This window comes from Lysobacter sp. CA196, assembly GCF_052078695.1.
Lineage (GTDB): Bacteria > Pseudomonadota > Gammaproteobacteria > Xanthomonadales > Xanthomonadaceae > Lysobacter.
The window spans coordinates 295,515-320,704 of sequence record NZ_JBQJIN010000003.1 but is presented as its reverse complement, the minus strand read 5'-3'; the positions used below and the strand labels follow the sequence as shown (position 1 = coordinate 320,704).

The following is a 25,190-nucleotide window of genomic DNA, read 5'->3' as shown; positions in this document are numbered from 1 at the left end:
GCCGGCACCTTCAGCCTCGGATTTCCGCGATGAACAAAGTCACCCTATCGGCTCTGGCTACGTTGGCGCTGCTGGCCGGTTCGTCCCTCGCAGGCGGTGCCCAGGCGGCACCGGTCACCTACAAGATCGATCCCTCGCATACCTATCCGAGTTTCGAGGCCGATCACATGGGCGTGTCGGTGTGGCGCGGCAAATTCAACAAGTCCGAAGGCACGGTCGTGCTCGACAAGAAGGCCGGCAGCGGCACGGTCGAGGTCGTCATCGACGCCAAGAGCATCGATTTCGGCCTCGATGCGATGAACGAGCATGCCAACAAGGCGGAACTGTTCGATACCGAGAAATTTCCGACCGCGACCTATAAGGGCAAGCTTGCCGGCTTCGTCGACGGCGCGCCGACCAAGGTCGACGGCACTCTGACCCTGCACGGCGTGACCAAGCCGCTGAGCCTGAAGATCAACAAGTTCAAGTGCATGCCGCACCCGATGTTCAAGCGCGAGTTGTGCGGCGCCGACGCCAGCGCGAGCTTCCAGCGCGACCAGTTCGGCATGGCCGCCGGCAAAGACTACGGCTTCAGCATGAACGTCGATCTGCGCATTCAGGTCGAGGCGATCGCCGCCGAGTAAGCGACCGCGCAGGCCGAGCCGCCGCCTAGCCCGCGCATGCGGGTCCAATGCCGCCGACCCTGGGCGTGGCGCCCTGCGAGTCGTGCATCGGCGTCGATGCATACATACGCCGCAACGCGCCGCCCTCGAGGCGGCGCGTCCGTTTGCCGCTGGCGCTGGGCGGAGGTGGGGAGCTGCGGCCTGCGCCGCGAAACCCTGGCCTGTGCACTGGCTCGCCGATCAGATCCACGCAATGATCACGCGGCGTTTCCGTCGGCTGGGTTACTGCTGCACGGCCCCGTCACGACGGGCGCGGCTATCGCTGCTTCCCTGCGCAGCGTCGCTGCCGGTCGTCGCCATGGCGACGACGGGATACGGCACCCAGGCGTAGTGCGGTTGTGCGGATGCAGCTTCCGAGTGGACCCGGGTCGCTATCGGCCCGGTCCGCCCCTGAAACCGGGGACTGTCCCCGCTAGGAGGAGGTATGAGTTACGTCGATGGTTTCGTATTGGCGGTACCGAAGAAGAATCTCGCCGCTTATCGCCGGCTCGCCAGCAAGGCCGGCAAGATCTGGATGGAATTCGGCGCCTTGCAATACGTCGAATCGGTCGCCGACGACGTCAAGCCGGGCAAATCCACTTCGTTCCCGCAGGCGGTGAAACTCAAGCCGGACGAGGTCGTGGTGTTCTCGTGGATCGTGTACAAGTCGCGCGCGCAGCGCGACCGCATCAACAAGAAAGTCATGGCCGATCCGCGCCTGGCCGACATGATGGACCCGAAGGCCTTGCCGTTCGACGGCAAGCGGATGATCTTCGGCGGCTTCAAGTACGTGGTGTCTTACTGAACGCTAAAGCGAACTCCCGCGATCGGATGCGGGGCCTCGCGCAGAACAGAAAACCCCGGCCGTAGCCGGGGTTTTCCTTGTCCTCAACCGGACGTGTCCTTCATCGGAGCGATCCGAATCAGAACGTGATGCTCCAGGTGTCGATACGGCCGACGTCCGCATTGGCGTTGTCGTTCACGCGCAGCTTCCAGGTACCGTTGAGCGGTTCGCTGGACAGGTTGAAGGTGAAGGTGCCGCTGAGGTTGTCGGCGCTGCCGCCGGCGCGGTTGCTGATGTTGTACAGCGAGCCATCCGGAGCCACCAGGTCGACCTTCAGGTCGCCGCGGTAGGTGTGGATGATGTTGACCGACACCGAGGCGCTGGTCGGGGCGTTGCCGGTACGGCCGGACACGGTGATCGGGCTGTCGACGGTGGAGTTGTCGTTGATCGCGTAGTCGGTGCCGTTGGTGTACGTCGTGCCCGGACCCGGGCCCGGGCCGCCGGGGCAGTCGACGCCGACGGTCAGGAACGCGGCCGAAACGTCGGCGACGGTATAGCCCAGATCCGTGGCGGCCTTCTCGACGCCGCAGGCGCCGTTGATGAAGTCGGTGCTCGGGGTCCAGTAGTCCTTGTTCGCCTTTGCGAAGGCCTTGAACGCCTTCGGCGTATCCCAGCCGGCCTTGGTGGCGAGCAGGTAGAACGCCTTGTTGAACACGCCGGACGAGTAGTGCACGTCCATGCCCGAGGTGTAGTTGCTGGCGTGACCGATCGAACGGCCGTCCTGCGGCGGGTTGGCCATGTAACGCAGCGCGCCGGTGCCCTTGAAGATCTGCGCGCCGACCAGGAAGTCGTTGCTGCCCTTCATGAAGAACTCGGCGGCTTCGCCGGCGATGTCGGAATAGGCTTCGTTGATGCCGCCGGACTGACCCGAATAGACCAGGCCCGACTGCTGTTCGGTGAAGCCGTGCGAGACTTCGTGCGCCGACACGTCCAGGCTCACCAGCGGATAGAACGTGGTGGCGCCGTCGCCGAAGGTCATCGCCGAGCCGTCCCAGAACGCGTTCTCGTAGCTGTTGCTGTAGTGCACGCGCATGCTCAGCTGGAACGTCAGCGGCGGGAGGCCGACGTAGCTGTTGTACATGTCGAACACGACCTTGCCGAAGTAGTGAGCGTCGTTCAGCGGCGAGTACGCGCCGTTGATCGTCTTCACCGTGTTGCGCGGGCAGGTGTACGAGAACGCCGTGGTGCCGCTGGTACCGTGATTGAGGTTCACGGTCTTCACGTTGGTGTTGTTCATCGTGCAGGTGCTGCCGCTCTGCGCGACGTCGTTGAAGCCGTAGGTGGTGCCGTACTCGTACTGGCCGGTCTTCTGATTGCCGCCGGGGCCGGTGCCGATCAGGGCATGGTTCAGGCCTTCCCACTGCTTCAGGACCTTGCCGCTGTTGGCGTCGACGATCACGAACGGACGGGTCGGCTCGCCGCCCTGGGCGGCATCGGCGACGTAGTTGACGACATAGGCCATGTGGGCGCGGCCGTTGTCGTCGATGTAGATCATCTGACGGCTGCTTTCGTTGCGCGTCTGCAGCGCGCCGACGCGCTTGCCGAGGCCGGCGCTCTTGGCCACGCTCAGGGCCTGGGCCTGGCTCAGCTTCGGTGCGGTCGCCGGCAGTTCGGCGGCGAGGCCTTCGACCGAACGGCCGAACAGCGTGCTGACGTTGCCGCTGGCATCTTCGCTGACGACGACGTGTTCGCCGAAGATCGGCACGCCGCGGAAGCTCTGCTGGTAGCGATAGTTGCGGTTGCCGTTGTCGTCCTGGCTGCTCTTGAGCACGGTCAGGCCGGAGTTGGAGTCCAGCGCGATCAGTTCGGCATGGCGGACGTTGGCCTTGGCGGCGGCGCCGGACTTGGCGACGGCGGCCTGGTACTGCTTGTTGAGCTGAGCGACGTCCTTCTGATGCAGGTCGACGCGCTGAGCGGCGCCTGCTGCCCCCGAGATGAGCGCGAACGACATGGCGATGGACAGGGCATGCAGGGTCGGTGATACGTTGCGATTCACTGGTATTACCCCCGAAACGAGTGTGGATGATGGCCGCGGGCGCGGCCGGCTCATTGCTCGTGCATCCGTTCCCCCGTAGCCCGACACCCCAGCCACCGATGCGATCGTGGTTTCGGCGAGTGGGTGGGCAAGCTCCGTGCGGATACCGCGTTGACGTGCAACGCGGCGGAGGGACGCTATGGGCGGGTCAAAAATGACGTCAAACCTGGCTACGGAAGTCACACATCGAATGCGACTTGTGCATGAGCATCGGCAAAATGATTTCGTCTGAAAGTGTTCTGCCGCCTCACTTACGGCGATTCGCGCCGCAAACGCGCTCACGAAACTGTCCGTAATAATGTTTCACTTATGTTGCTGCAATGCAGCAGGATATTGCGGACCTGGTAGGGCATGCATGACCTTTCTGCGTTTCATTAATGTGACCGCGGTCGTCCACAGGCGGGGAATCGTGGCGCAATGCCCACCTCGTGGAGTGCCTGCGTTGACGTCGAAATGCGCAGTTCGTTGCCGGATCGATTATGTCCATGACCCGCTGTGATCCTTGCACGCATGGTTCTGCAAGTTCCATTGCAGTATTCGGTCATTATGTTTGCTCATAAGGCGAAGCGGTTTTGCGGAAACCGGAACGGTGCCGCAAATCGGCGCCGGCATGTTGCCGCGGATGGACGCTGCGCCTGCCGCGTCGATAGCGTCCGGTGGCTTGGGCGGGCATGGGTAGAGCGGGCAGGGGCAGGGCGCGTCGGGCCCTAGGGACAAAGAACCCCCCGGCCATGGCCGGGGGGTCGGTGTTTCATCCGGGGTGCGTGCCGGGCCAGGGGCACCCCAGGGCAGCGCCGGAGCATCCGGCGGTGCCCTGCGGCGATGCCGCCCGCCCGGGCCGCGTTGCCGACGTGGGGTCTGCGTACGGACTTATTGAGCGGTCACGCCGACCTGAGCGAACGCGTCGACGACGTCGGCGGCGTTATAGCCCAGGTCGGTCGCAGCCTGCCTGACCCCGACGCCGCCCTGATTGAAGTTGGTGCTCGGCGTCCAGTAATCCTTGTTGGCCTTGGCGAAGGCCTTGAACGCTTTGACCGTACCCCAGTTCGGCTTGTTCGCCAGCAGGTAGAAGGCCTTGTTGAAGACGCCGGACGAGTAATGCACGTCCAGGCCATTGGTGTAATCGCGGGCGTGGCCGATGGAACGGCCGTCCTGCGGCGGATTGGCGAAATAGCGCAGCGCGCGGCCGCTGGCCTTGAAGATGTCGGCACCGACCAGGAAGTCGTTGCGGCCGCGCGAATAGAACTCGGCCGCTTCGCCGGCGATGTCGGAGAACGACTCGTTGATGCCGCCGGACTGGCCGGAATAGATCAGGCCCGACTGCTGTTCGGTGAAGCCGTGCGAGGCCTCGTGCGCGACCACGTCGAGCGAAACCAGCGGATAGAAGGTGGTGCGGCCGTCGCCGAAGGTCAACGCGCGACCGTCCCAGAATGCGTTCTCGTAGTTGTTGCTGTAGTGCACGCGCAGGCTCAGCTGGAAGGTCAGCGGCGACACGCCGACGTAGGACTTGTAGGTGTCGAACACGACCTTGCCGAAATAGTGCGCGTCGTTGAGCGGCGAGTAGGCGCCGTTGATGGTCTTGACCGTATTGCGCGGGCCGGTATACGAGTACGCGGTCGTACCGCTGGTGCCGTGGTTGAGATTGACCGTCTTCACGTTCGGCGTGCTGAAGGTGTATCGGCTGCCGCTGCGGGTAACATCGAGAAACGCGCGGCCGCCGCTGCCGTATTCGTACTGGCCGATCTTCTGGTTGCCGCCGGGGCCGGTGCCGATCTCGGCATGGTTCAGGCCTTCCCACTGCTTGAGCACCTGGCCGGTGTCGGCGTCGACGATCGCGAACGGACGGCTCGGCTCGCCGCCGTTCGGCGCGTCGGCGAAGTAATCGACCGCGTAGGCCAGGCGGGCGCGGTCGGCGTCGTCGAGGTAGATCACCTTGCGGCTGTTTTCGTCGCTGACCCGGAGCGTGGCGGCGCGCTTGCCGAGGGTGGCGCCCTTGGCCAAGCTCAGTGCTTGCGCATTGCTGAGCTTGGCGCTGAGGTCGGGCAGGTCGGCGGCCAAGCCGGCGACCGAGCGGCCGAACAGGGCGCGCACGTTGCCCTGGGCGTCTTCGCGAACCACGACGTGCTCGCCGAATACGGGAACGCCGCGGAAGCTTTGTTGGTATCGATGGTTGATCGAGCCGTCGGCATCGCGGTTGCTCTTGAGCGGGTTCAGGCTGGAGTCGGCATCGAGCGCGATCAACTCGGCGTGGCGCAGGCTGGCCTTGGCGGCGGCCCCGGACTTGGCGGTCGCGAGCCGGTATTGCTGGTTGAGCTTGGCGACGTCGACGCGGTGCAGGTCCACGCGCTGGGCGGCACCGGCGGCACCGGTGGCGAGAACGAGCGAAACGGCGAAGGACAATACCGATACGTTGCGGTTCATTGAATAAGCCCCGAGATTGAGTGATTAAGTGACGGCCGCGCCAGCGGCCGCTTGCAAGGTTTTCACTGTTGCCTCCGGTCGCGGTGGAATCCCCCTGAAAACCCGGGTTTTCCGCTCGGCGATCGCGGCGGCGGCAGTGGCCGCGCGATTGATTCGTGCGGCGGAATCGACGCTAGTGAGCGATCGCCGGAAGCGTCAAATCGCATCGCCGTCGATGCCGGCCCGGTCGTAGTTCTATTTACCCGGGGTATCCGGAAATTGGGCCGAAAGCCTTGCCTGTAGCGGGGTTCGCTATTTTCCTGTAATCGCTACCGAATATTATTCAGGCCGTGGCGATAGATAATTGATGTTGCAGTGCAACATGAATTGTCGATAGAAATTATAGGATTTCGCTGGCCGGGCGAAAATATTATGTGACCGCGATGGGGTTTGGTCGAGGGGCCGCACGAATCGGCACGGCGTCGGGCGGTCGGGATTGAGGGCGACTTGCATTTTCTTCAAACAATCAATCGCACGATGTGACTGCTGCAACCCGGATTCTGTGAGGCTGTCCGGCACTATCCGTAGATAATCTCGGCCATAACGTTTCGTCATGGCCCGGGGTATATGGCGGAAACCGGCGCTTCGCCACAGATCGGCGCGCAGGAACGGCGGCGACGATTGCGCGCTGGCGACGTCCGATGGACGAGTGCCGCGCGTCGGGTTCACATCGCCTGCGCGCCCGCGTCCTGCATCCATGACATGAAGCACAGCGATTACCGCTTGCGTGCGCTCGCTCTATACTCGGTCGCAGTTTCCTGAGAGATACGCATGATGCGCGCCACACCGTTGGACGGACCCACGAACACCCCCCCTCTCTCGAACCACGCGCCACGGCGCGGCCCGAGCCGCTTCGGCGGCCTGGCCCGTGTTGCCGCGGCTTTGTTGATCGCCGCGACGGTGTTGCTCGCCGGCTGCAAGCGCGATACCAGCGGGCAGTTGCCGGAGATCACCGGCGAAGCGATCCAGGCCAAGCGCGACGCGATCAAGGGCTTCGCTCTGGTCGCCGCCTACCCGGACCAGAAGCGCGACGAACTCGCCATCGCGCTCGAATTCAGTCAGCCCCTGGTGGGCACCCAGAGTTTCGACGAGCTGCTGGCCGTCGCCGACAAGAACGGCGCGGCGGTGCAGGGCAGTTGGGTGCTGGACGAGGACGGCAAGGTGCTGCGCTTCCCGCACGTCGAAGCCGGCAAGGACTACGTGGTCACGATCAAGGCCGGACTGACCGCCGCGGCCGGCGACCGCATCGGCCAGGACCTCAGCAAGCCGGTGCATACCGGCCCGCTCGATCCGGTGGTCGGTTTCGCCTCGCAGGGCAGCGTGCTGCCGGCGCGCGACAGCCGCGGCCTGCCGGTGGTGTCGATCAACGTGCCCGAGGTCGATGTCGAGTTCCTGCGGGTCAAGGAAAAGGAACTGCCGAAGTTCTTCTCCGAGTACCAGCGCGGCGGTCGCCGCGGCAGCTGGGACCTGGAACGCGACTGGGACGAGAAGAAGCCGCTGTCGAAGCTGGCCGAACCGGTCTACGTCAATCGTTTCGTGCTCGGCGGCAAGCCCAACGAGCGGGTGCTGACCTATCTGCCCTTGCAGGACATCAAGGAGCTGCAGGAGCCGGGTCTGTATTTCGCGGTGATGAAGCGCGCCGGCCAGTTCAAGGACGAGTTCGAGACCGCGTTTTTCACCGTCAGCGACCTCGGCCTGCATGCGCGCGTCTATAAGGACAAGCTGTTCGTCCATGTCGCCTCGTTGCAGGCCGGCGAGGCGGTCAGCGGCGTCGAATTGAAGGTGCTCAACGCCGAAGGCGAGCCGGTGCTGAAAGGCGAGACCGACGGCAACGGCAATGCCATGCTCGGCTACAAGCTCGATGCCGGTCATGTGCTGATCGCCAAGCGCGGCAGCGACGTGTCGATGCTGCCGTTCAACCAACCGGCGCTGGACCTGTCCGAATTCGCCGTGGCCGGTCGCGAACAGGCCTGGTTCGACGTATTCGCCTGGTCGGGCCGCGACTTGTATCGCCCCGGCGAAACCGTGCGCTTGTCGGCGCTGTTGCGCGACCAGGACGGCAAGCCGGTCGACAGCAAGGGCAAGGCGCTGCAACCGCTGTTCCTGCGCTATGTGCAGCCGGACGGCAAGACCTTCCTGGAAACCCGTCTGCAGCCCGACGCGCAGGGTTATGTGCGGCATGCGCAGCTGATCCCCGCCGATGCCGCCACCGGCCGTTGGCGGGTCGAATTCCGCACCGACCCGAGCAGCAAGGAAGCGGTGCAGGGCATGACCCTGCGCATCGAAGAATTCCTGCCCGAGCGCCTCAAGCTCGAACTCGACGCACCGGCCGTGCTCAAGCCGGGCCAGCCGTTCAAGCTCGGCGTCGACGCCGCCTATCTGTACGGCGCACCGGCCGCAGGCAATCGTTTCACCGCCAAGCTCGCGGTGATGATCGAACAACACCCGCTGGAACAGTGGCCGGGCTATTTCTTCGGCGACCCGACCATCACCCTGCCGAAGGAAGCCAAGGACGTCGTCGATACCAGCCTCGGCGCCGACGGCAAGCTGCAGCAGGACATCGCCTTGCCCGACGAGGCCAAGCCGGTCAGCACCATCGCCGCGATCGTCACCGGCAGCGTCTACGAGACCGGCGGCCGCAGCGTCAACCGCAGCGTCAAGCGGGTGCTGTGGCCGGCCGATGCGCTGGTCGGCGTGCGCCCCCTGTTCGACGACAAGGAAGGCGCAGGAGCCGACAGCAATGCCGGTTTCGAGATCGCCCGCGTCGGCAGCGACGGCAAGCCGCGCCCGGCCACCGGCCTGCGCGTGACCCTGATCCGCGAACACCGCGACTACCACTGGAATTACGGCGACGAAGGCGGTTGGGACTACGACTTCACCCGCCGTTACGAAGACGTCGAAGTGCGCAACGTCGACGTCGGTGCGGCGCCGGTCAAGCTGAACTTCCCGGTCAAGTGGGGCGAGTACCGGGTCGACGTCTACGACCCGGCGACCAAGCTGACCTCGCGTTATCCGTTCCGCGCCGGCTGGAGCTGGGACGACCAGAACCGCGGCCTCGACGCGCGTCCCGACAAGGTCAAGCTCGCGCTCGACAAGACCGCCTACAAGGCCGGCGACACGCTCGAAGTCACCCTGACCCCGCCGCACGCCGGCCCGGGTCTGCTGATGGTCGAGAGCGACCGCATGCTGTACGTGCAGTCGATCGAGGCCAAGGCCGGCAGCAAGTTCAAGATCCCGGTGACCGCCGACTGGGAACGCCACGACGTCTACGTGACCGCCCTGGTGTTCCGCGGCGGCAGCGCGCCGAGCAAGATCACCCCGGCACGCGCGGTCGGCGTGGCCCACGTCAAGATGGACCGGCGCGAGCGCAAGGTCGCGGTCGGCCTCAACGTGCCCAAGCTGATGCGCCCCGAGCAGGACCTGCCGGTCACCATCAGCGCGCCGCAGCTCGCCGGCAAGGACGCCTACGTGACCGTGTCCGCGGTCGATCTGGGCATCATCAACATCACCCGCTTCCCGGTGCCGGACGCGGCCGCGCATTTCTTCGCCCAGCGCCGTCTCGGCGTCGACGGCTACGACGTCTACGGCCGGGTGATCGAAAGCTACGAAGGCGAGACCGCCAAGATTCGCTTCGGCGGCGACATGGCCTTGCAGGCGCTGCCGCAGGCGCGGCGACCGACTGCGCGGGTGCAGACCGTCGATCTGTTCGCCGGGCCGGTCAAGCTCGACGCCCAGGGCATCGCCCGGATCAAGCTGGCGGTGCCGGACTTCAACGGCACCCTGCGCGTATCGGCCCTGGTCTATGCCGGCGGCAGCTACGGCAACCGCGACGCTGAAACCGTGGTGCGCGCGCCGGTGCTCGCCGAGGCCAGCACGCCGCGCGTGCTCGCGCCCGGCGACAAGAGCAACGTGACCCTGGACGTGCAGAACTTCACCGGCAAGCCGGGCGAGTTCGAGGTACGGGTGGAAGGCATCGGCCCGCTCGGCCTGTCCGACGGCCAGCACAAGCTCTCGCTCGGCGTCGAAGCCAAGCGGACCCTGACCTTCCCGATCGTCGCACGCGAGGGCTATACGACCGCGCAGGTGCGGGTGCGGGTGGACGGCAACGGCTACAAGGTCGATCGCCGCTACGACGTGCCGGTGCGTCCGGCCTGGCCGTCGGTGCTGCGTTCGCGCACGCGCGTGCTCGACGAGCTCGGCACGGTCCAGCTCGGCGCCGATTTCGCCGACGGGCTGATGCCCGATTCGGTCAACGCGCGCATGGTGATCAGCGCCTTGCCGCCGATCCCGTTCGCCAGCGCCTTGCAGGGCGCGCTGGAATACCCGTACGGCTGCGCCGAACAGACCACCAGCAAGGGCTATGCCGCGCTCGAACTCGACGACGCCACCGCCAAGATGCTCGGCGCCAAGGGCCTCGACGCCAAGCAGCGGCGCGCGCGCATGGAAGGCGCGTTCGGCCGCCTGGCGGCGATGCAGATCGGCTCGGGCCACTTCTCGATGTGGGGCGACGGCGATTACGTCAACCCGGCGATCACCCCGTACGTGGTCGAGTTCCTGCTCGACGCGCGCGACGGCGGTTTCGCCGTGCCCGAGGCAATGTTGCAGAAGGCGTTGAAGGTGCTCAACGAGGATCTGTTGTCGGGCAATGCCTCGTTCTACGGTTACGACCGCCGCGAACACCTCAAGTTCGCCTACCAGGCCCATGCCGGCTACGTGCTCGCCCGCGTCAACCGCGCGCCGCTCGGCACCTTGCGCGCGCTCTACGACAACGACCGCAAGCAAAGCCTGACCGGACTGCCGCTGGTGCACCTCGGCCTGGCGCTGTCGCTGCAGGGCGACAAGGGCCGCGGCGCCAAGGCGATCAAGGAAGGCTTCGCGCGCGATCCGGCCGACCGTCCCGAGTACCTCGGCGACTACGGCAGCCGCTTGCGCGACGACGCCCTGATGATCGCCCTGGTGCACGAGCACAAGCTGTCCAAGCCCGAGTACGAGGCCCGCGTGGTCGGCATGGGCCGCGAACTCGATGCGCGCCGCAACAGCGGTTGGCTGTGGCTCAGCACCCAGGAGCAGGTCGCGCTGGCGCGGCTCGGCAAGGCCTTGATGGCCGACCAAGCCAAGCAGATCTCCGGCCGGTGGACGGTCGGCGACAGCGCCTCGGATGCCGACCCGGCCAAGCTGATCGGTCGCGTGTTCGACTACGCCGCGCTGGCCCGCGGAGTGAGCTTCAGCCCGAGCGGCCAGCCGCCGCTGTACGCCAGCATGGAAATCGCCGGCGTGCCGCGCACCGCGCCGGCCGCGGACAGCTCGATGATCGAAGTCGGGCGCAAGTACTACACGACCGAGGGCAAGGAATGGTCGGGCGGCGGCCTGGTCGAAGGCGAAGCACTGATCGTGCAGGTCACGATCAAGGCCCACCGCGCGATGCCGGATGCGCTGCTTACCGATTTGTTGCCGGCCGGCCTGGAGATCGAAAACTTCAACCTCGGCGACGCCAAGCAGTGGGCCGGCGTGGTCGTCGACGGGATCGAGATCTCCGAACGCAGCAGCGCCGCCGAAGTCCGTCACGAAGAGTTCCGCGACGACCGTTACATCGCCGCGCTCAAGCTCGAGCAGAACCAGACCGCGCGGGTGTTCTACCTGGTGCGTGCGGTCACGCCCGGCACGTATACGGTGCCGCCGTCGCTGGTCGAGGACATGTACCGGCCCGACCTGCGCGGCGTCGGCAAGGCCTCGCCGGCCTCGCTGACGGTGCGTCAACCTTGACCGGAAGCAAGGCGGCGGGAAGCGCGATGCTTTCCGCCGCGCTGGCTTCGCTGCTGGCGGCCTGTACGGCGCCGGCAGCGCCGGCCGCATCTGACTCATCGCAGGCGACGACCGCCGATGCCACCGCTGTCGCCGTGGCCGAGGCCGTGGTCAGCCCCGCCCAGCCGGTCGTCGAGGCGCCGGCGCCGGCCCATCCCTTGCAGGTCGCCGCCGAAGTCTTGCTGCGCAAGGACACGCCGGACTTCGACCGCTATTACGCCGACTATACGATCGGCGACCTCGACCGCGACGGTCGCGACGACATCGCGGTCGAGTACGGCCTCGGCGAAGAGGGCGCGATGCGTCATGTCGCCAATCATGTGCGCATGCTGATGTCGCGCGATGGCGGGCTGCAGTTGGTGCCCGACGACGGCGAGAATCTGTTCGGTTACTGCGCGGCCGTGCGCGACATCGTCGACGGCGTATTGCGGGTGGATGCGCTGGAGGCGTGCATGGTGCCGTTCCCGAAGGCCATCGCGCATCACCGTTACGAATGGTCGGGGCAGGGTCTGCGCCAGCTCGATGAGGAAACGCCCGAGCAGCGCATCCTGTCGCAGTTGGCCGAAATCGAAACCGCGCTGCGCGAGGAGCGCGACGAGGTGTTGGTCCGCCATCTGCGCAAGCATCCCTTGTCGATCGGCCCCGGCGCGGCGCCGGCCGAGCGGGGCGTCGACCGCTCCTTGTTCGCCGATGCGCCGCGGCGCAAGGACTTCGCCGCCGCGGTCGAACTGTTGCGCAAGGCCGAGCTGCAGTCGCTCGGCAGCGACGAATGACAGGCCTCGGTACGTGGCCGCGCCGCCAGCAGCAGTGGCGTGCATCGGCTGCAGATCGATCTGAGCCCGGACCAGGGCCTGATCGAGACCGACGACGCCAGCTATGTGGTGGATGCCGACGTCATGCTGGAATGGCCGCAACGCGACGGCAGCCACTACCAGGCCCGGTTCCGCCTGATCGAGGGCGAGCTGTACCTGCTCGACCACAATTCCGATGAAGTCTGACGCCTGAGACCACGCGACCGGCTCCTTGCGAGCCGGCGCGTCCGTACTGCCCCAAGGTCCGGCTCGAGGCCGCGACCGTCACCACGCAAGGAGCGAACATGCGCAAGATCGCAGCACTGTCCCTGATGCTCGGCCTGGCGGCTTGCCAGTCGGGCACCGACGCCGCACCGGCCGATGCGGCCGCTTCGAAAGACCCATCCGTTGCGGCACCGGCGGCGCCGGCGGCCACCGCCGAGGCGCAAAAGGCCATCGCCGAGCGCGCCTTCGTGGCCCTGCGCAAACTCGACCCGGGCTTCGAACGGCTCGGCTTCGAACACTTGGTCGGCGACCTCGACCGCGACGGCCAGGACGATGTGGTGGTCCTGTTCGGCCAGGGCACGCCGGACGCGACCATGGCCGCGTCGAAGAAACTCATGGTGTTGATGAACCGCGGCAACGACTTCCAGGCGCTGCCGCAGGCGGACATGCCCGAGTTCTGCCCCGAGCTCGACAAGATCTCCTCGGGCCGTTTGTATCTGCGCGCGATCGACATCTGTTCGGCGGCGCGGCCCAAGACCACCGATTATTACGTCTACGCCTGGAACGGCAAGACCGTACTCGAAGCCGAGCACCAGAGCCGCCAACAGCGGGTCGTGGCCGAACTCGCCGAGCTGGGTCGGGCCTTGCGCATGCGCGACAAGAACCTCGTGCTCGGCCGCATGAACTTCCCGCTCGAAGCCATCGGCCTGCCGATCTACGAAACCGCGCTGGAAAAAGCCGCTGCGGCCGCCGGCGGCAAGATCGACCGCGCCCTGGCCGAGAAGCACTACACCGACTTGTTCCCCGATTCGCGCGCCGACACCTATGCCGAGACCATCGAACAGGCGCTCGGGCAGAGCTTCGCGAGCGAGCCGGATGGAACCCTGGTGGCGAGCCGCTCGCAACAGCGCGGCAAGAGCGAAGAAACCTATTCGATCAGCATCCAGCCCGATCCGGACGCCGACCGCGAGGAGGGCAACGACGAGCTCATCGACGCCCAGGTCTCGGTGATCGCGGCGGTCGCCGAAGAGGTCGAGGTGAGCGACGGCGAAGGCGGCAAGAGCGTCGAACGCCAGGAGGGCGCGGAAAGCCTGATCCTGCACTTGATCGACGGCCGCCTGCGCCTGGCCGCGTTCAACGTCGCCGGTTGAACGGTTGCCGGTCGAGCGCCTGCCGCGCCGTTGTCTTGCTTTGTCGGCAACGGCGCGCCGCGCTGACGTAAGCTGATCATGGTCTCTGCCGCTCGTAGCCTGTCCTCCGTGTCCACCGAAACTCCCGCGCCGCCGTCACGCGATCGCTTCCGCCACGATCCGCGCCGGCGCCGTGTCGTCTTGAAAACGCTGTTGGCGCTGATGCTGACGGCGATCGTGGCGATGCTGCTCGATCTCGCGTTTCCGCTGCCGCTGCCGAAACCGCGTGACGCCGGCGCGGTGGTCACCGCTTCCGACGGCACCCCGCTGCGCGCCTTCGCCGACCGCGACGGCGTGTGGCGCTATCCGGTGCGTGCCAACGAGGTCTCGCCGCTGTACCTGCAGGCCTTGCTGAACTACGAAGACCGCTGGTTCTGGAAGCACCCGGGCATCAACCCAGTGGCGATGCTGCGCGCCGCCGGACAATGGCTGCGCAGCGGGCGGGTGGTTTCGGGCGGCTCGACCCTGACCATGCAGGTCGCACGCATCCTCGACGCCGCACCCGGACAGAACCGGCGCAGCCTGGGCTCGAAGGCCCGGCAGATGCTGCGCGCGCTGCAGCTCGAAGTGCATTTGTCCAAGCGCGAAATTCTCGCCTTGTATCTCAACCGCGCGCCGTTCGGCGGCACCGTCGAAGGCGTGGAAGCGGCGAGCTGGGCTTACCTGGGCAAGCCCTCGTCGCGTTTGTCGCATGCCGAGGCCGCGCTGCTGACGGTGCTGCCGCAATCGCCGAGCCGGCTGCGTCCGGACCGCGAACCCGAACGCGCACAGAAGGCGCGCGACAAAGTCCTGTTGCGCATGGCGGCGCTCAAGGTCTGGTCGAAGGCCGAGGTCGAGGATGCGCGGGTCGAGCCGGTGGTCGCGCGCTCGCTGCAACCGCCGCGTTACGCGCCGCTGCTCGCGCAGCGCCTGCGCGTCGAAAATCCGAAGGCCTTGCGGGTCGAGTCGACCATCGACCTGGAATTGCAGCGCACCTTGGAAGACCGCGTCTCGGCGTATTTTTCCAGCTTGCCCGAACGCACTTCGGCGGCCTTGCTGGTGGTCGACAACGCCAGCCTGGAAGCGCGCGCCTATGTCGGTTCGGTGACCTTCGGCGACGCCGCGCGGCTCGGCCACGTCGACATGGTCAAGGCCTGGCGTTCGCCGGGTTCGACCCTGAAGCCGTTCCTGTACGGGCTGGCGCTCGACGACGGCCTGATCCATTCCGAAAGCCTGTTCGTCGATGCGCCGCAATCCTTCGGCGGTTATCGGCCGGGCAATTTCGACACCGCCTTCAACGGCCCGGTCAGCGCGGCGACGGCCTTGCGTTTGTCCTTGAATATTCCGGCGGTCGATCTGCTCGACCGGGTCGGCCCCTCGCGTTTCTCCGCGCGCCTGGCCCATGCCGGCATCGACCTGCAATGGCCGAGCGGCGCGACCCCGAACCTGGCGATGATCCTCGGCGGCACCGGCGCGCGCCTGGAAGACCTGGTCGGCGCCTATTCGGCGTTCAACCGCGACGGCATCGCCGGGCGCGTGCGTTATCAACGCGATGCGCCGCGGCTGGAACGGCGCTTGCTGTCGCCCGGCGCGGCCTGGATCGTGCGCGAGATCCTCGAAGCCAACCCGCGCCCCGGCAGCGTCGAGCAAACCTTCGACAGCCGCGGCCGGCCGCGGGTGGCATGGAAGACCGGCACCAGCTACGGCTTCCGCGACGCCTGGGCGCTCGGCAGCACACGCGGCTATACGGTCGGGGTCTGGGTCGGGCGCCCGGACGGCACGCCCTTGCCGGGCCAGTACGGCGCGGTGACCGCCTTGCCTTTGTTGTTCGAGGTGATCGACAGCCTGCCGCGCCAGAACGGCGACGCTGCGCTGCGGCCGCCGCCGAAGAACGTCGAGCAGATCGAGATCTGCTGGCCGCTCGGCATCCCGCCCGATCCGCAGGCGCCGGAGCTGTGTCATCGGCGCTTGCAGGCGTGGACGCTCGACGGTTCGGTGCCGCCGACCTTCGCCGAACGCGATGCGCGCCTGTGGAATGCCGGGCTCGAACGCTTTGAGGCCGATGCGAACAGCGGCCTGCGCCTGTCGGGCGAATGCAGCCAGCCGCACGAACGCCGTGCGCGCGAACTCGCGCGTTGGCCGGCGCTGGCGTCGCCGTGGCTGGCCGCCGAAACCCGCAAGGCCGCGCGCCTGCCGCCGTTGGCGGCGGACTGCAGCGACGACGGTCGCGATGCGGTCGAAGAGCTGCGCATCGAAGGCATCGACGATCAGGCCACGCTTGCACGCGCGCCCGGCAATGCGACGCCGCTGCGCTTGTCGATCCGCGCGCTCGGCAGCGATGCACGGGTGCGTTGGCTGCTCGACGGTCGCTTGATCGGTGAGTCGCAGGGGCGCGCGCGCTTCGACCACGACTTCGGCGAAGTCGGCGAGCACACCCTGACCGCGTTGGCCGATACCGGCGCCTGGTCGCGGGTGAGGTTCCGGGTGCTGCGCTGACCACGCTCGGCGCTACTGGCGAGGCTTGACGAGGGTAGATACTGAAAGTAACTTACACATGGTAAGTTACCTTTAGTAGCAATCCTTTCCAGCGGACCTCCCATGAACGCACTGATCGTCGTCGCCCATCCCGACCCGCAATCGCTGACCCATGCCGTCGCCGCGCACTTTGCGGACGGGCTGTCCCAGTCGGGCCATGCCTTTGAGATCGCCGACCTCGCCGCCGAAGGCTTCGACCCACGCTTCAACAACGACGACGTCGCCGGCTTCTACCTGCGCACACCGGCGCCAGCGGACGTGCGCGCCGAGCAGGCGCGGATCGACCGCGCCGATGCGCTGACCTTGGTATTCCCGGTGTACTGGTGGTCGATGCCGGGCCTGCTCAAGGGCTGGATCGACCGCGTCTTCGCCAACGGCTGGGCCTATGAAGAGGGGGACGGGCGCATCGTCAAGAAGCTGCGCCATCTGCGCGTGCATTTGCTCGGCGTGGGCGGCGCCGGCGCGGGTACCTACCGCAAGCATGGGTACGACGTGGCAATGAACACCCAGATCGATCACGGCATCTTCGATTACTGCGGCGCCCGGGTGCTGACCTCGGAGTTGCTGCTGCATACCCACCCCGACGAAGCCGCCGCGCACCTGCAGACGGCCTTCGCGCTCGGCCGCGGCCTGTTCGCCGAGGCCGAGCACGGCGAAGCGGCCTGAGCGATCGACGTCATTGGCGAGCACGATCGCGATCGCGTCAGCCAAACCGGCGTCTGGTCGCAAGTAAGGTTCCGGTGTTGCGCCGATCGAGCGCCGCGAATGCGGCGAAGCGCTTGCGTACCGCCCCGGCTAAGGGGCGCTTTCAGCCTGGCGCGCCGCGATGACATCGCCGAAGGAGCTCGCACCTGGCGCATAACGCGCTCCGGCGTAGCCGGCCGCGGTCGCCATCAGAGCGACGATCAGGAACGGTATGGCGGTGCGGCGCAATGCGGTTTGCAGCCAATGCTGCGATTCGATGCGGCGCAGACGGCGGTACAGGCCGCCGGCGAGCGCGACATCGAGGACCAACTCGGCCATCAGGCCGGGTGCGATCCACACCACCCAGATCGCGGCGAAGGCGGCGCCCAGCGCGATGGCGATCGCCACCAGCACCCAAGCGAAGTCGTCGCCGGCATCGGCGAGCGGCAGATCGAAGTCGGAATCGCTATTGGAATTCTCCAGTCTGACCGGTGATGCGGACGCAGCAGGCGCGTCGAACGAGGCCGAAGCGCCACCAGCACCTTCGTCACCGCGGCCGCCTTGCCAGCCGCCGCCCGGGTTCGCGTACGACTCTGAGCTAGCGCCGGACCCGGCGCCGAGATCCGGCAGATCGAGGTTTTCCCAAGCGTCGTGTCCTTGGGTACGTGCCCACGTCCACAGCAAAGCGAGGAAGCTCAGGTACGCGCAACAGGCGGCCAGCGGGTAACGCAGCGACATGCTGTGAAGGCCGGCAAATTCGAGCATGGCGAAGGAAGCGAGGAAGCCAACCGCGCCGGTCAGCAACACGATCAGGCTCATTTGCACGCGGGGCCAATGCTCCCGTTCGAGGCGGGCGCGCAGGCGGGAGATTTGGAGGTGTCGGCTCATGCCCTGAGTCTAGCCGGCCCACGTCGTCGCGGCCGCCATGCAGCGGCGCGAAGCGAGAGGCCGCGCATTGCGCGGCCTCGGCCGAATCGTCGGCGGGGGCCGGTACGCCTATCCGCCAGTCCAGCCATCGAGCAGGTCGGCCAACTCGTCGGCGTGTTCTTCTTCCTGCGCCAGGATGTCTTCCATCAGGCGCTTGGTGGTGGTATCCCGGTCGCCGATGTAATCGATGATCTGCCGATAGCTGTCGATCGCGATGCGTTCGGCGACCAGATCTTCCTTGACCATGTCGCGCAGGTCGGTGCCTTCGACGTATTCGGCGTGGGCGCGCTTGGACAGCACGTCGGGGTTGAGATCGGGGGCGCCGCCGAGCTGCACGATGCGTTCGGCGATGCGGTCGGCATGCGCCTGTTCTTCGTTGGCGTGTTCGAGGAATTCGGCCTTGACCGCGTCGGCCATCAGGCCGCTGGCCATGTAGTAGTGGCGCTTGTAGCGCAGCACGCAGACGATCTCGGTCGCCAGGGCTTCGTTGAGCAACTTGATCACCGCCTCGCGATCGGCGCGGTAGCTGTCGGTGATCGCGCCGTCCTCGATGTGCCTGCGGGCGCGGGCACGGATGGTCGCGAGGTCGGCGACGAACGCCGAGGGTTTGCCGGTGGTCGGCTGCGCGGACGCCGAACGGGCGGCGGTCTTGCTGACGGGCTTGGCAGGCATGGTGCCTCCTGGCTGGTCGGGGGAAGAGAGCGGGGAAACCTCGTGCAGTCTGGCGAGAGAACGTTGAAAGGCGCGTATCGGTGGAGCGAACGGCCCGGACCTGTGGCGATCCGGGCCGGCCGTGGCTCAGACCTGTTGCAGCATGTATTCGGCCGAGGACACCCGGTACTCGCCGGGTTCTTCGACGTGCAGTTGCTTGACCACGCCATCGTCGGCGTACAGAGCGAAGCGCTTTGCGCGCGTGCCCATGCCGTAGGCGCTGGCGTCGAGTTCCAGGCCGAGCGCGCGGGTGAAGTCGCCGTTGCCGTCGGCCAGCATGATCATGCCGTCCGGCGCGTGCTGGCTCTGGGCCCAGGCCTGCATCACGAACGGGTCGTTGACGGCCAGGCACAGCACTTCGATGCCCTTGTCGCGGAACGCCTGGAAATGCTCGACGAAGCCAGGCAGGTGCTTCTCCGAGCAGGTCGGGGTGAAGGCGCCCGGCACCGCGAACAGCACGGCCTTGCGGCCGTCGAATAGGGCCCGGGTATCGACGCTCTCGATGCCTTCGTTGATGCGCTTGAGTACGACTTCGGGAAGGCGTTCGCCGACCTGGATGCTCATGGAAATCTCCTGTGGGGGTTCGAGTCTAGGCAGCAGGTTCTAAATACCGCGTCAACGCGACTTGAAATCGCGGTCGTCGCCGCCATGCTGTCAGGCTAATGATGCGTCAAGACGGCGTGAGTGGGCTGCGCCGCGTATGGCGCTTGCGAGCGGGAGCAACGATGCAGTTCAAGGATTACTACGAAACCCTCGGTCTGGAACCGAGCGCGGGCGAGGCCGAGATCAAGACGGCCTATCGTCGCCTGGCGCGCAAGTATCACCCCGACGTCAGCAAGGAGGCCGGCGCGGAGGAGAAGTTCAAGGCCGTCAACGAGGCCTACGAGGCGCTGCGCGACCCGCAGAAGCGCACCGCCTACGATCAGCTGCGCGCGCGCGGCTATCGGCCCGGCGACGAAGTACAGCCCTCAGCGGGCGGCTACGGCGGCGGAGGCCCGGACTTCGAGGAGATCTTCGCCGGCGGTGGCGCCGGCGGGGGCTTCAGCGATTTCTTCGAGACCCTGTTCGGGCGCGGCCGTTCGGCCGGCGGAGGTTTCGGCCAACAGGGCGCCCGCAGCGCGCCGCCGCGCGGCGACACCCGGGCCAAGCTCGCGGTGTCGCTGGAAACGGTCTACGAAGGCGGCAGCATTCGCATTTCGGTCAACAACAAGACCCTCGATGTGCGCGTGCCGAAGGGCGTGCGTCCCGGGCAGCTGATCCGCCTGGCCGGGCAGGGCGCGCATGGCGACCTGCTGCTCGAGATCGAGTACGCCGCGCATCCGCATTTCGAGGTCGACGGCCGCAACGTGATCTACATGTTGCCGTTGGCGCCGTGGGAAGCCGCGCTCGGCGCGACCATCAGCGTGCCGACCCTCGGCGGCCCGGTCGAGCTCAAGATCCCGGCCAATTCCGAGGCCGGACGCAAGCTGCGCCTGCGTGGCCGCGGCCTGCCGGGCACCCAGGCCGGCGACCAGATCGTCGAACTGGAAGTGTTGGCGCCGCGTGCGGAAACGCCGGAGCAGCACGACGCCTACGAGGCGATGCGGGTGGCGTTCGGCGAGGAGTGGCGGCGAGTGTGATCGCCGCCGCGGCCATCCGCCGCGCCAGGCTGGGCCGGCGATCGCGCATGGCTGGCGGGCCGCTGCGGCGAGGGCGGTAGACGGCACCGATAAAAGAAAAACCCGGCTCGCGCCGGGTTCGTCGGTTTGCTGCGTGGGTCCGGCCGGTATCAGCCTTCCACGCCGCGCATTCAGGCGGCCGAAGGCAGCAACTGCGCGATGATCTCGGACAGATCGGTCTCGCTGAACGGCTTGGTGATGTAGGCCTTGGCGCCCTGGCGCATGCCCCAGACGCGGTCGGTGTCCTGATCCTTGGTCGTGACCAGGACGATCGGGATGTGCTTCGTCGTCGGTTCGCGGCAAATCGAGCGCGTCGCCTGGAACCCGTTGAGGTTCGGCATTACTACGTCCATCAGGATCATATCGGGCAGTTCGCGCTTGGCCGCTTCGACGCCGGCGGCGCCGTCCTCTGCGGTCAAGGCTTCATGCCCCAGTTTTTCGACGATGCGACGAATGCCCATCAGCTGGGACGGCGAATCGTCGACGATCAGAATACGCGCCATGTGTTTCCCCCAAGAACCTGCGGCCGATTGTAGCGACGCGCCGCGCCGCTGCAATGCCAACTAGATCACGACGAGGGTCCGGCCGACCGAACCGCCGGCCAGCATGCCCGGAAATACCTGCGGCAGCTCGGCCAGACCGACTTCGCGCGTGCAGATCCGGTCCAGATGCGCGGGCTTCCAGTCGCTGCCCAGGCGCTGCCAGATCTCGTCGCGGATGCCGCGCGCGGTGCCGGCCGAGGCGACGCCGAGCAGGGATACACCGCGGATGATGAATGGCATGACCGTGGTCGCCAGCTCGTGGGTCGCGGCGAGGCCGGCGGTGGCGACGTTGCCGTAGGGCGCGGTTTGAGCCAACAGACTGGCCAGCATCGGCCCGCCGACGTTGTCCAGGCCACCGCCGAAGCGCGCCGACTCCATCGGCCGCGCGGTCTGCAGGGCGTCGCGGCCGAGCACCTCGCGGGCGCCGATCGAGCGCAGGTAATCGCCTTGTTCGGGCTTGCCGCTGATCGCGTGCACCTCGAAGCCGGCGCGGCTGAAGATGTCCAGCGCGAGCGAGCCGACCCCGCCGGTGGCGCCGGTGACCGCGAGCGGCCCCTGCGCCGGCGTCTGCCGGTTGTCGAGCATGCGGTGCAGGGCGAGCGCAGCGGTGAAGCCGGCGGTGCCGAGGATCATGCTCTCGCGCAGGCTCAGCCCGGCCGGCAGCGGAATCGTCCATTGCGCCTGCAGGCGCGCGTACTGGCCGTAGCCGCCATCGCGCACTTCGCTGAGGCCGCAACCGGTGACCAGCACCGCATCGCCTTCCTTGAACGCCGGGTCGCTCGAGGCGACCACGTGGCCGGCGACGTCGATGCCGCCGACCAGCGGGAACCGGCGCAGGATCTTGCCTTCGCCGGTACCGGCCAGCGCGTCCTTGAAGTTGACCGACGAGTACGCGGTCTTGATCACCACCTCGCCGGGCGCGAGATCGTCCAGCGAGACCGACTCGATGCCGCTGCGGTAGCCGCTGGCGTCGTTGTGGATGCGGAAGGCGTCGAAGGAGGTGGGTAGGCTCATTGCGTGCTCGGCTGCGGTACGGCCCTGGTGGGTGCTTGAGGGCGATGGTGGAGATGATAGCCGAGTAGGGATTGGGCGATTTCGGGTGGAGCCGGTCGCCTGCTTACGTAATTCAAACGGGCTGCTACTTGGATGTCGGTGGTCGGAGGCTTGGCTTCAAGAGTAGGAGCGGCGCAAGTCGCGACCGCGTCCTGTCGTGTTCCGGTGCCTCCGGCCATAGGAAAGCGAAGCAACATCAGGAGCAGAGCTTCCGTCCGCTGACGCGGCCGGGTTACTTTCTTTTGCTGGCCCAAAAGAAAGCTAACCAAAGAAAAGGGCTTTCCTTGACGGAGCTCCCCTGCGAGTTCGCAGCTGTCGCCGGGATTTTCCGATAGGACATCCTTGTCCTATCGAGTCATTCGGTCTAAACGCTGGGCGCACGTCCTGTGCGCCGCCCTCCGGGTCTACGATCGCATCGCGAGTTCGGCACTGCCCAAGCTCATCACGGCAACGGCAACGGCAACGGCAACGATCGGCGGGTCGCGCCTGCTCTTGGGTAGGAGCGGCGCAAGCCGCGACCGCGTTGTGCCCGGTTGCGGCGTTTCTTGCCGCAGAGCTTGATGGGCAACAGCCAAAGCAGAGCTTCCGTCCGCTAACGCGGCCGGGTTACTTTCTTTTGCTGGCCCAAAAGAAAGCTAACCAAAGAAAAGGCCTTCCTTGACGAAGCTCCCCTGCGAGTTCGCAGCTGTCGCCGGGATTTTCCGATAAGACGTCCCTGTCTTATCGGAAAACGGCGCACGTCCTGTGCGCCGCCCTCCGGGTCTACGATCGCATCGCGAGTTCGGCACTGCGCCAAGCTCATCACGGCAACGGCAACGGCAACGGCAACGGCAACGGCAACGGCAACGGCAACGATCGACGGCTTCGCGGTTGTTCTGGGGTAGGAGCGGCGCAAGCCGCGACCACGCAACCGCGATTGCCCGCGCCGGCGGCCGCAGATTCGCGGTCGCGGCTCACGCCGCTCCTACAGGGAATGGTGTCGCCGCACTCTGATTTCCTGATTTTTGGCTTTGGCTTTGGCTTTAGCTTTGGCTGTTCGTCGCCGAGCACTAGCGAAGGCAATGGAAGACCCGGAGGGCGGCGCGCAAGGATGCGCGCCGTTTTTCATCGGGACAGGGATGTCCCGTATGAAAAATCCTCGCGGAGGCACCGAGCGTGCGGGCCCGTGATTCAAAACGAAGCATTTTTCTTTGGTTTGCACTGACCAGGACCAAGTGCATCACTCTTCATCTGATGACCCGCTTTTTCCTAGGCGGACGGCAAATCAGAAATTCTCGACTGATCAAAGGCTTACTCTGAATCAAGGCCGGTTTACCAGGGAGGAGGTTTAAGCCTTTGATCCGCTTGGGTGATGCACTTGTACCTTGAGAGTGCAGTTACCTTTCTTTTGTTGCCTTAGACAAAAGAAAGTAACCCGCCGCTTTAGTGGCGGAAGCTTTTAGCGTTTGATCTGGATTTTGCTTGAAGGATGCGCCGCAAGACTGCTGCAGCGCGGTCGCGGCTTGCGCCGCTCCTACCCCTGCGGAAGCACGCCGCTTCGATAAACGGAGTCGGCAATGCGGTCTCCGCGCGTTCCGCGGTCGCGGCTCACGCCGCTCCTACAAGGGGCGATTCGCAACGAGGGCGCGATTCGTGTCGGAGCGGTTCGCACCGGAGTGGTTCGCAGCCTTCATGGCTGCACCGAACCCGCATTCGCGCCCCTGCCGAACGACGGCAGGCGGCAGCGCTCCGGCGGCGACAGCCGGGGATCGTTGGGGTCCAGCGGGGGACGGGTTTGCGCGGACCAGTAGCCGGCGCAGCTGGCGGTTTCGATCAGGGCGACGGTCTCGCAAAACACGTCGGGTACGAAACGCGCCCGCGGGTCGATCGAGGTGGACGACAAGGCGCGCGGTTTCTTGCTGTCGCGCAAGCAGGCGACGGCGTACTGGGTGACGCGGCGCACGCCGGAGGGTGTGCTGACGGTGATGGTCGTGGTCGGGCCGTCGGAGACGTTGGCGGAGTAGTCCGGCAGCAGTTCGGCGAAGGCCTTGGAGTTCACCCGTTCGAACAGGGCACGACGGTCCTTGTCGGCGACTTCGTGCGGAATCACCAGGTCGCCGTCGGCGTTGCGCAATGGGTGGCGGCCGGTGAAGTCGCGGGCGCTGAAGATCGCCACGCCGTCGGAGCCGATGCGCAGCTTGTAGACCGGACAACCGCCGAGGCAACCGCTGCGCTCGATCTCGACCGTGGTGCGGTCGATGTCGCTGGCGGGAGGCCGGGCCGGTGTGCAGGCCACCACCGCGAGCAAGGGCAATACGATCCAGCGCATGGTCCGACCTCCTGTCTGCAGTGCTTACAGCTTATCGGGACTTGCCACTGACGTCCGGCCGCTTACAGCCTGCCACTCAGCGCAGGGCGTTGCGGCGCTTTTCGTCCAGCCACTTCGATGCGGCGGCCGGCTGGTACTCGCGCATCCAGGCCAGCATCGCGTCGAGGTCGTCGCCGTGCCACAGGTCGCGGCGTTGGTCGGCATGCAGGAAGCGTTCTTCGACCATGCGGTCGAGCATCGACATCAACGGCGTGTAGAAGCCGTCGATGTCGAGAAACGCGCAAGGCTTGTTGCCGATGCCGAGCTGGCGCCAGGTCAGCATCTCGAACATTTCGTCGAGGGTGCCGAAGCCGCCGGGCAGGGCGACGAAGCCGTCGGCGAGGTCGAACATGCGCGCCTTGCGCTCATGCATCGAGCCGACGATCTCCAGCTTGGTCAGGCCGCGATGGGCGACTTCCCAATTGACCAACTGCTCGGGAATCACCCCGATCGCTTCTCCGCCGGCTTCGAGCACCGCATCGGCGACCGTGCCCATCAGGCCGACGTTGCCGCCGCCGTAGACCAGGGCGACGCCGTCCCTGGCCATACGCGTGCCGAGCGCCATCGCGCGCTCGGTATAGATCGGCTTGGAGCCGGAGTTGGAGCCGCAGTAGACGCAGAGGGTTTTCATGTTTGAACTCTTGGGACTCGGGACTCGGGACTCGGGACTCGTAAAAGCAAAACGCCAGGCGGACCTGGCGTTTGCGATGGGACTCGCGAGGAGGGGCCGATCTCGCGTGCGAGTCCCCAGTCCCGAGCACTGAGT

18 protein-coding genes are annotated in these 25,190 nt (G+C 66.4%); 9 read left to right on the top strand and 9 right to left on the bottom strand.

Annotated features, from left to right (window positions below; translation table 11 throughout):
- Positions 1 to 29: 29 nt before the first annotated feature.
- Both ACTOWK_RS05125 and ACTOWK_RS05120 read left to right on the top strand, forming a co-directional pair.
- Positions 30 to 623 carry a YceI family protein gene (locus ACTOWK_RS05125; protein ID WP_441329109.1) on the top strand — a complete coding sequence of 198 codons (594 nt, stop codon included), beginning with the start codon at positions 30 to 32 and terminating at the stop codon, positions 621 to 623.
- A gap of 463 nt (positions 624 to 1,086) precedes the next feature.
- On the top strand, positions 1,087 to 1,446 hold the full coding sequence (locus ACTOWK_RS05120; protein ID WP_441329108.1) for a DUF1428 domain-containing protein: 360 nt from the start codon (positions 1,087 to 1,089) through the stop codon (positions 1,444 to 1,446).
- A 118-nt stretch (positions 1,447 to 1,564) separates the two neighbouring features.
- Here ACTOWK_RS05120 and ACTOWK_RS05115 read toward each other — a convergent pair whose 3' ends face one another.
- Both ACTOWK_RS05115 and ACTOWK_RS05110 read right to left on the bottom strand, forming a co-directional pair.
- On the bottom strand, positions 1,565 to 3,481 hold the full coding sequence (locus tag ACTOWK_RS05115; protein ID WP_441329107.1) for a M4 family metallopeptidase: 1,917 nt from the start codon (positions 3,479 to 3,481) through the stop codon (positions 1,565 to 1,567).
- Between the two features lie 909 nt (positions 3,482 to 4,390).
- A complete protein-coding gene (locus tag ACTOWK_RS05110) occupies positions 4,391 to 5,941 on the bottom strand; it encodes a M4 family metallopeptidase (RefSeq protein ID WP_441329106.1) in 1,551 nt (516 codons plus the stop codon).
- Between the two features lie 810 nt (positions 5,942 to 6,751).
- Here ACTOWK_RS05110 and ACTOWK_RS05105 point away from each other — a divergent pair.
- The 6 genes from ACTOWK_RS05105 to ACTOWK_RS05080 all read left to right on the top strand — a co-directional run bounded on the left by ACTOWK_RS05105 (position 6,752) and on the right by ACTOWK_RS05080 (position 17,168).
- Positions 6,752 to 11,743, top strand: coding sequence for an alpha-2-macroglobulin family protein (locus tag ACTOWK_RS05105; protein WP_441329105.1), 4,992 nt, complete (start codon positions 6,752 to 6,754; stop codon positions 11,741 to 11,743).
- 26 nt (positions 11,744 to 11,769) lie between these two features.
- Positions 11,770 to 12,555: a hypothetical protein gene (locus tag ACTOWK_RS05100; RefSeq protein WP_441329104.1), complete on the top strand. Its 786-nt coding sequence runs from the start codon at positions 11,770 to 11,772 to the stop codon at positions 12,553 to 12,555.
- Positions 12,556 to 12,594: 39 nt separating this feature from the next.
- A complete protein-coding gene (locus ACTOWK_RS05095; protein ID WP_441329103.1) occupies positions 12,595 to 12,780 on the top strand; it encodes a hypothetical protein in 186 nt (61 codons plus the stop codon).
- A 98-nt stretch (positions 12,781 to 12,878) separates the two neighbouring features.
- Complete coding sequence (locus ACTOWK_RS05090) at positions 12,879 to 13,949, top strand: hypothetical protein (RefSeq protein WP_441329102.1); 1,071 nt, start codon at positions 12,879 to 12,881, stop codon at positions 13,947 to 13,949.
- A gap of 108 nt (positions 13,950 to 14,057) precedes the next feature.
- Positions 14,058 to 16,463, top strand: coding sequence for a penicillin-binding protein 1C (gene pbpC, locus ACTOWK_RS05085; RefSeq protein WP_441329101.1), 2,406 nt, complete (start codon positions 14,058 to 14,060; stop codon positions 16,461 to 16,463).
- Positions 16,464 to 16,565: 102 nt separating this feature from the next.
- Positions 16,566 to 17,168: an NAD(P)H-dependent oxidoreductase gene (locus ACTOWK_RS05080; RefSeq protein ID WP_441329100.1), complete on the top strand. Its 603-nt coding sequence runs from the start codon at positions 16,566 to 16,568 to the stop codon at positions 17,166 to 17,168.
- 129 nt (positions 17,169 to 17,297) lie between these two features.
- On the opposite strand, the gene ACTOWK_RS05075 is transcribed toward ACTOWK_RS05080, so the two are convergent.
- The 3 genes from ACTOWK_RS05075 to ACTOWK_RS05065 form a co-directional block, all read right to left on the bottom strand.
- Entirely contained in the window at positions 17,298 to 18,074 is a 777-nt protein-coding gene (locus ACTOWK_RS05075) for a hypothetical protein (protein WP_441329099.1), read from the bottom strand.
- 108 nt (positions 18,075 to 18,182) lie between these two features.
- A complete protein-coding gene (locus tag ACTOWK_RS05070; protein WP_441329098.1) occupies positions 18,183 to 18,785 on the bottom strand; it encodes a ferritin-like domain-containing protein in 603 nt (200 codons plus the stop codon).
- A gap of 126 nt (positions 18,786 to 18,911) precedes the next feature.
- Entirely contained in the window at positions 18,912 to 19,388 is a 477-nt protein-coding gene (locus ACTOWK_RS05065) for a peroxiredoxin (RefSeq protein WP_441329097.1), read from the bottom strand.
- 161 nt (positions 19,389 to 19,549) lie between these two features.
- Here ACTOWK_RS05065 and ACTOWK_RS05060 point away from each other — a divergent pair, with 161 nt between their 5' ends.
- Positions 19,550 to 20,443: a DnaJ C-terminal domain-containing protein gene (locus tag ACTOWK_RS05060; RefSeq protein WP_441329096.1), complete on the top strand. Its 894-nt coding sequence runs from the start codon at positions 19,550 to 19,552 to the stop codon at positions 20,441 to 20,443.
- Between the two features lie 170 nt (positions 20,444 to 20,613).
- On the opposite strand, the gene pilH is transcribed toward ACTOWK_RS05060, so the two are convergent.
- The 4 genes from pilH to ACTOWK_RS05040 all read right to left on the bottom strand — a co-directional run bounded on the left by pilH (position 20,614) and on the right by ACTOWK_RS05040 (position 25,055).
- A complete protein-coding gene (gene pilH, locus ACTOWK_RS05055; RefSeq protein WP_441329123.1) occupies positions 20,614 to 20,985 on the bottom strand; it encodes a twitching motility response regulator PilH in 372 nt (123 codons plus the stop codon).
- Between the two features lie 60 nt (positions 20,986 to 21,045).
- On the bottom strand, positions 21,046 to 22,038 hold the full coding sequence (locus ACTOWK_RS05050; protein ID WP_441329095.1) for a YhdH/YhfP family quinone oxidoreductase: 993 nt from the start codon (positions 22,036 to 22,038) through the stop codon (positions 21,046 to 21,048).
- A gap of 1,708 nt (positions 22,039 to 23,746) precedes the next feature.
- Positions 23,747 to 24,385, bottom strand: coding sequence for a DUF6438 domain-containing protein (locus ACTOWK_RS05045; protein ID WP_441329094.1), 639 nt, complete (start codon positions 24,383 to 24,385; stop codon positions 23,747 to 23,749).
- Positions 24,386 to 24,461: 76 nt separating this feature from the next.
- Complete coding sequence (locus tag ACTOWK_RS05040) at positions 24,462 to 25,055, bottom strand: TIGR00730 family Rossman fold protein (RefSeq protein WP_441329093.1); 594 nt, start codon at positions 25,053 to 25,055, stop codon at positions 24,462 to 24,464.
- Positions 25,056 to 25,190: the final 135 nt, after the last annotated feature.

Bases quoted from the DNA above. Each gene is read 5' to 3' on its own strand.
- ACTOWK_RS05125 (WP_441329109.1), top strand. From the start codon at position 30: ATGAACAAAGTCACCCTATCGGCTCTGGCTACGTTGGCGCTGCTGGCC.
- ACTOWK_RS05120 (WP_441329108.1), top strand. From the start codon at position 1,087: ATGAGTTACGTCGATGGTTTCGTATTGGCGGTACCGAAGAAGAATCTC.
- ACTOWK_RS05110 (WP_441329106.1), bottom strand. From the start codon at position 5,941: ATGAACCGCAACGTATCGGTATTGTCCTTCGCCGTTTCGCTCGTTCTC.
- ACTOWK_RS05105 (WP_441329105.1), top strand. From the start codon at position 6,752: ATGATGCGCGCCACACCGTTGGACGGACCCACGAACACCCCCCCTCTC.
- ACTOWK_RS05100 (WP_441329104.1), top strand. From the start codon at position 11,770: ATGCTTTCCGCCGCGCTGGCTTCGCTGCTGGCGGCCTGTACGGCGCCG.
- ACTOWK_RS05090 (WP_441329102.1), top strand. From the start codon at position 12,879: ATGCGCAAGATCGCAGCACTGTCCCTGATGCTCGGCCTGGCGGCTTGC.
- ACTOWK_RS05080 (WP_441329100.1), top strand. From the start codon at position 16,566: ATGAACGCACTGATCGTCGTCGCCCATCCCGACCCGCAATCGCTGACC.
- ACTOWK_RS05075 (WP_441329099.1), bottom strand. From the start codon at position 18,074: ATGAGCCGACACCTCCAAATCTCCCGCCTGCGCGCCCGCCTCGAACGG.
- ACTOWK_RS05070 (WP_441329098.1), bottom strand. From the start codon at position 18,785: ATGCCTGCCAAGCCCGTCAGCAAGACCGCCGCCCGTTCGGCGTCCGCG.
- ACTOWK_RS05065 (WP_441329097.1), bottom strand. From the start codon at position 19,388: ATGAGCATCCAGGTCGGCGAACGCCTTCCCGAAGTCGTACTCAAGCGC.
- ACTOWK_RS05060 (WP_441329096.1), top strand. From the start codon at position 19,550: ATGCAGTTCAAGGATTACTACGAAACCCTCGGTCTGGAACCGAGCGCG.
- pilH (WP_441329123.1), bottom strand. From the start codon at position 20,985: ATGGCGCGTATTCTGATCGTCGACGATTCGCCGTCCCAGCTGATGGGC.
- ACTOWK_RS05050 (WP_441329095.1), bottom strand. From the start codon at position 22,038: ATGAGCCTACCCACCTCCTTCGACGCCTTCCGCATCCACAACGACGCC.
- ACTOWK_RS05045 (WP_441329094.1), bottom strand. From the start codon at position 24,385: ATGCGCTGGATCGTATTGCCCTTGCTCGCGGTGGTGGCCTGCACACCG.
- ACTOWK_RS05040 (WP_441329093.1), bottom strand. From the start codon at position 25,055: ATGAAAACCCTCTGCGTCTACTGCGGCTCCAACTCCGGCTCCAAGCCG.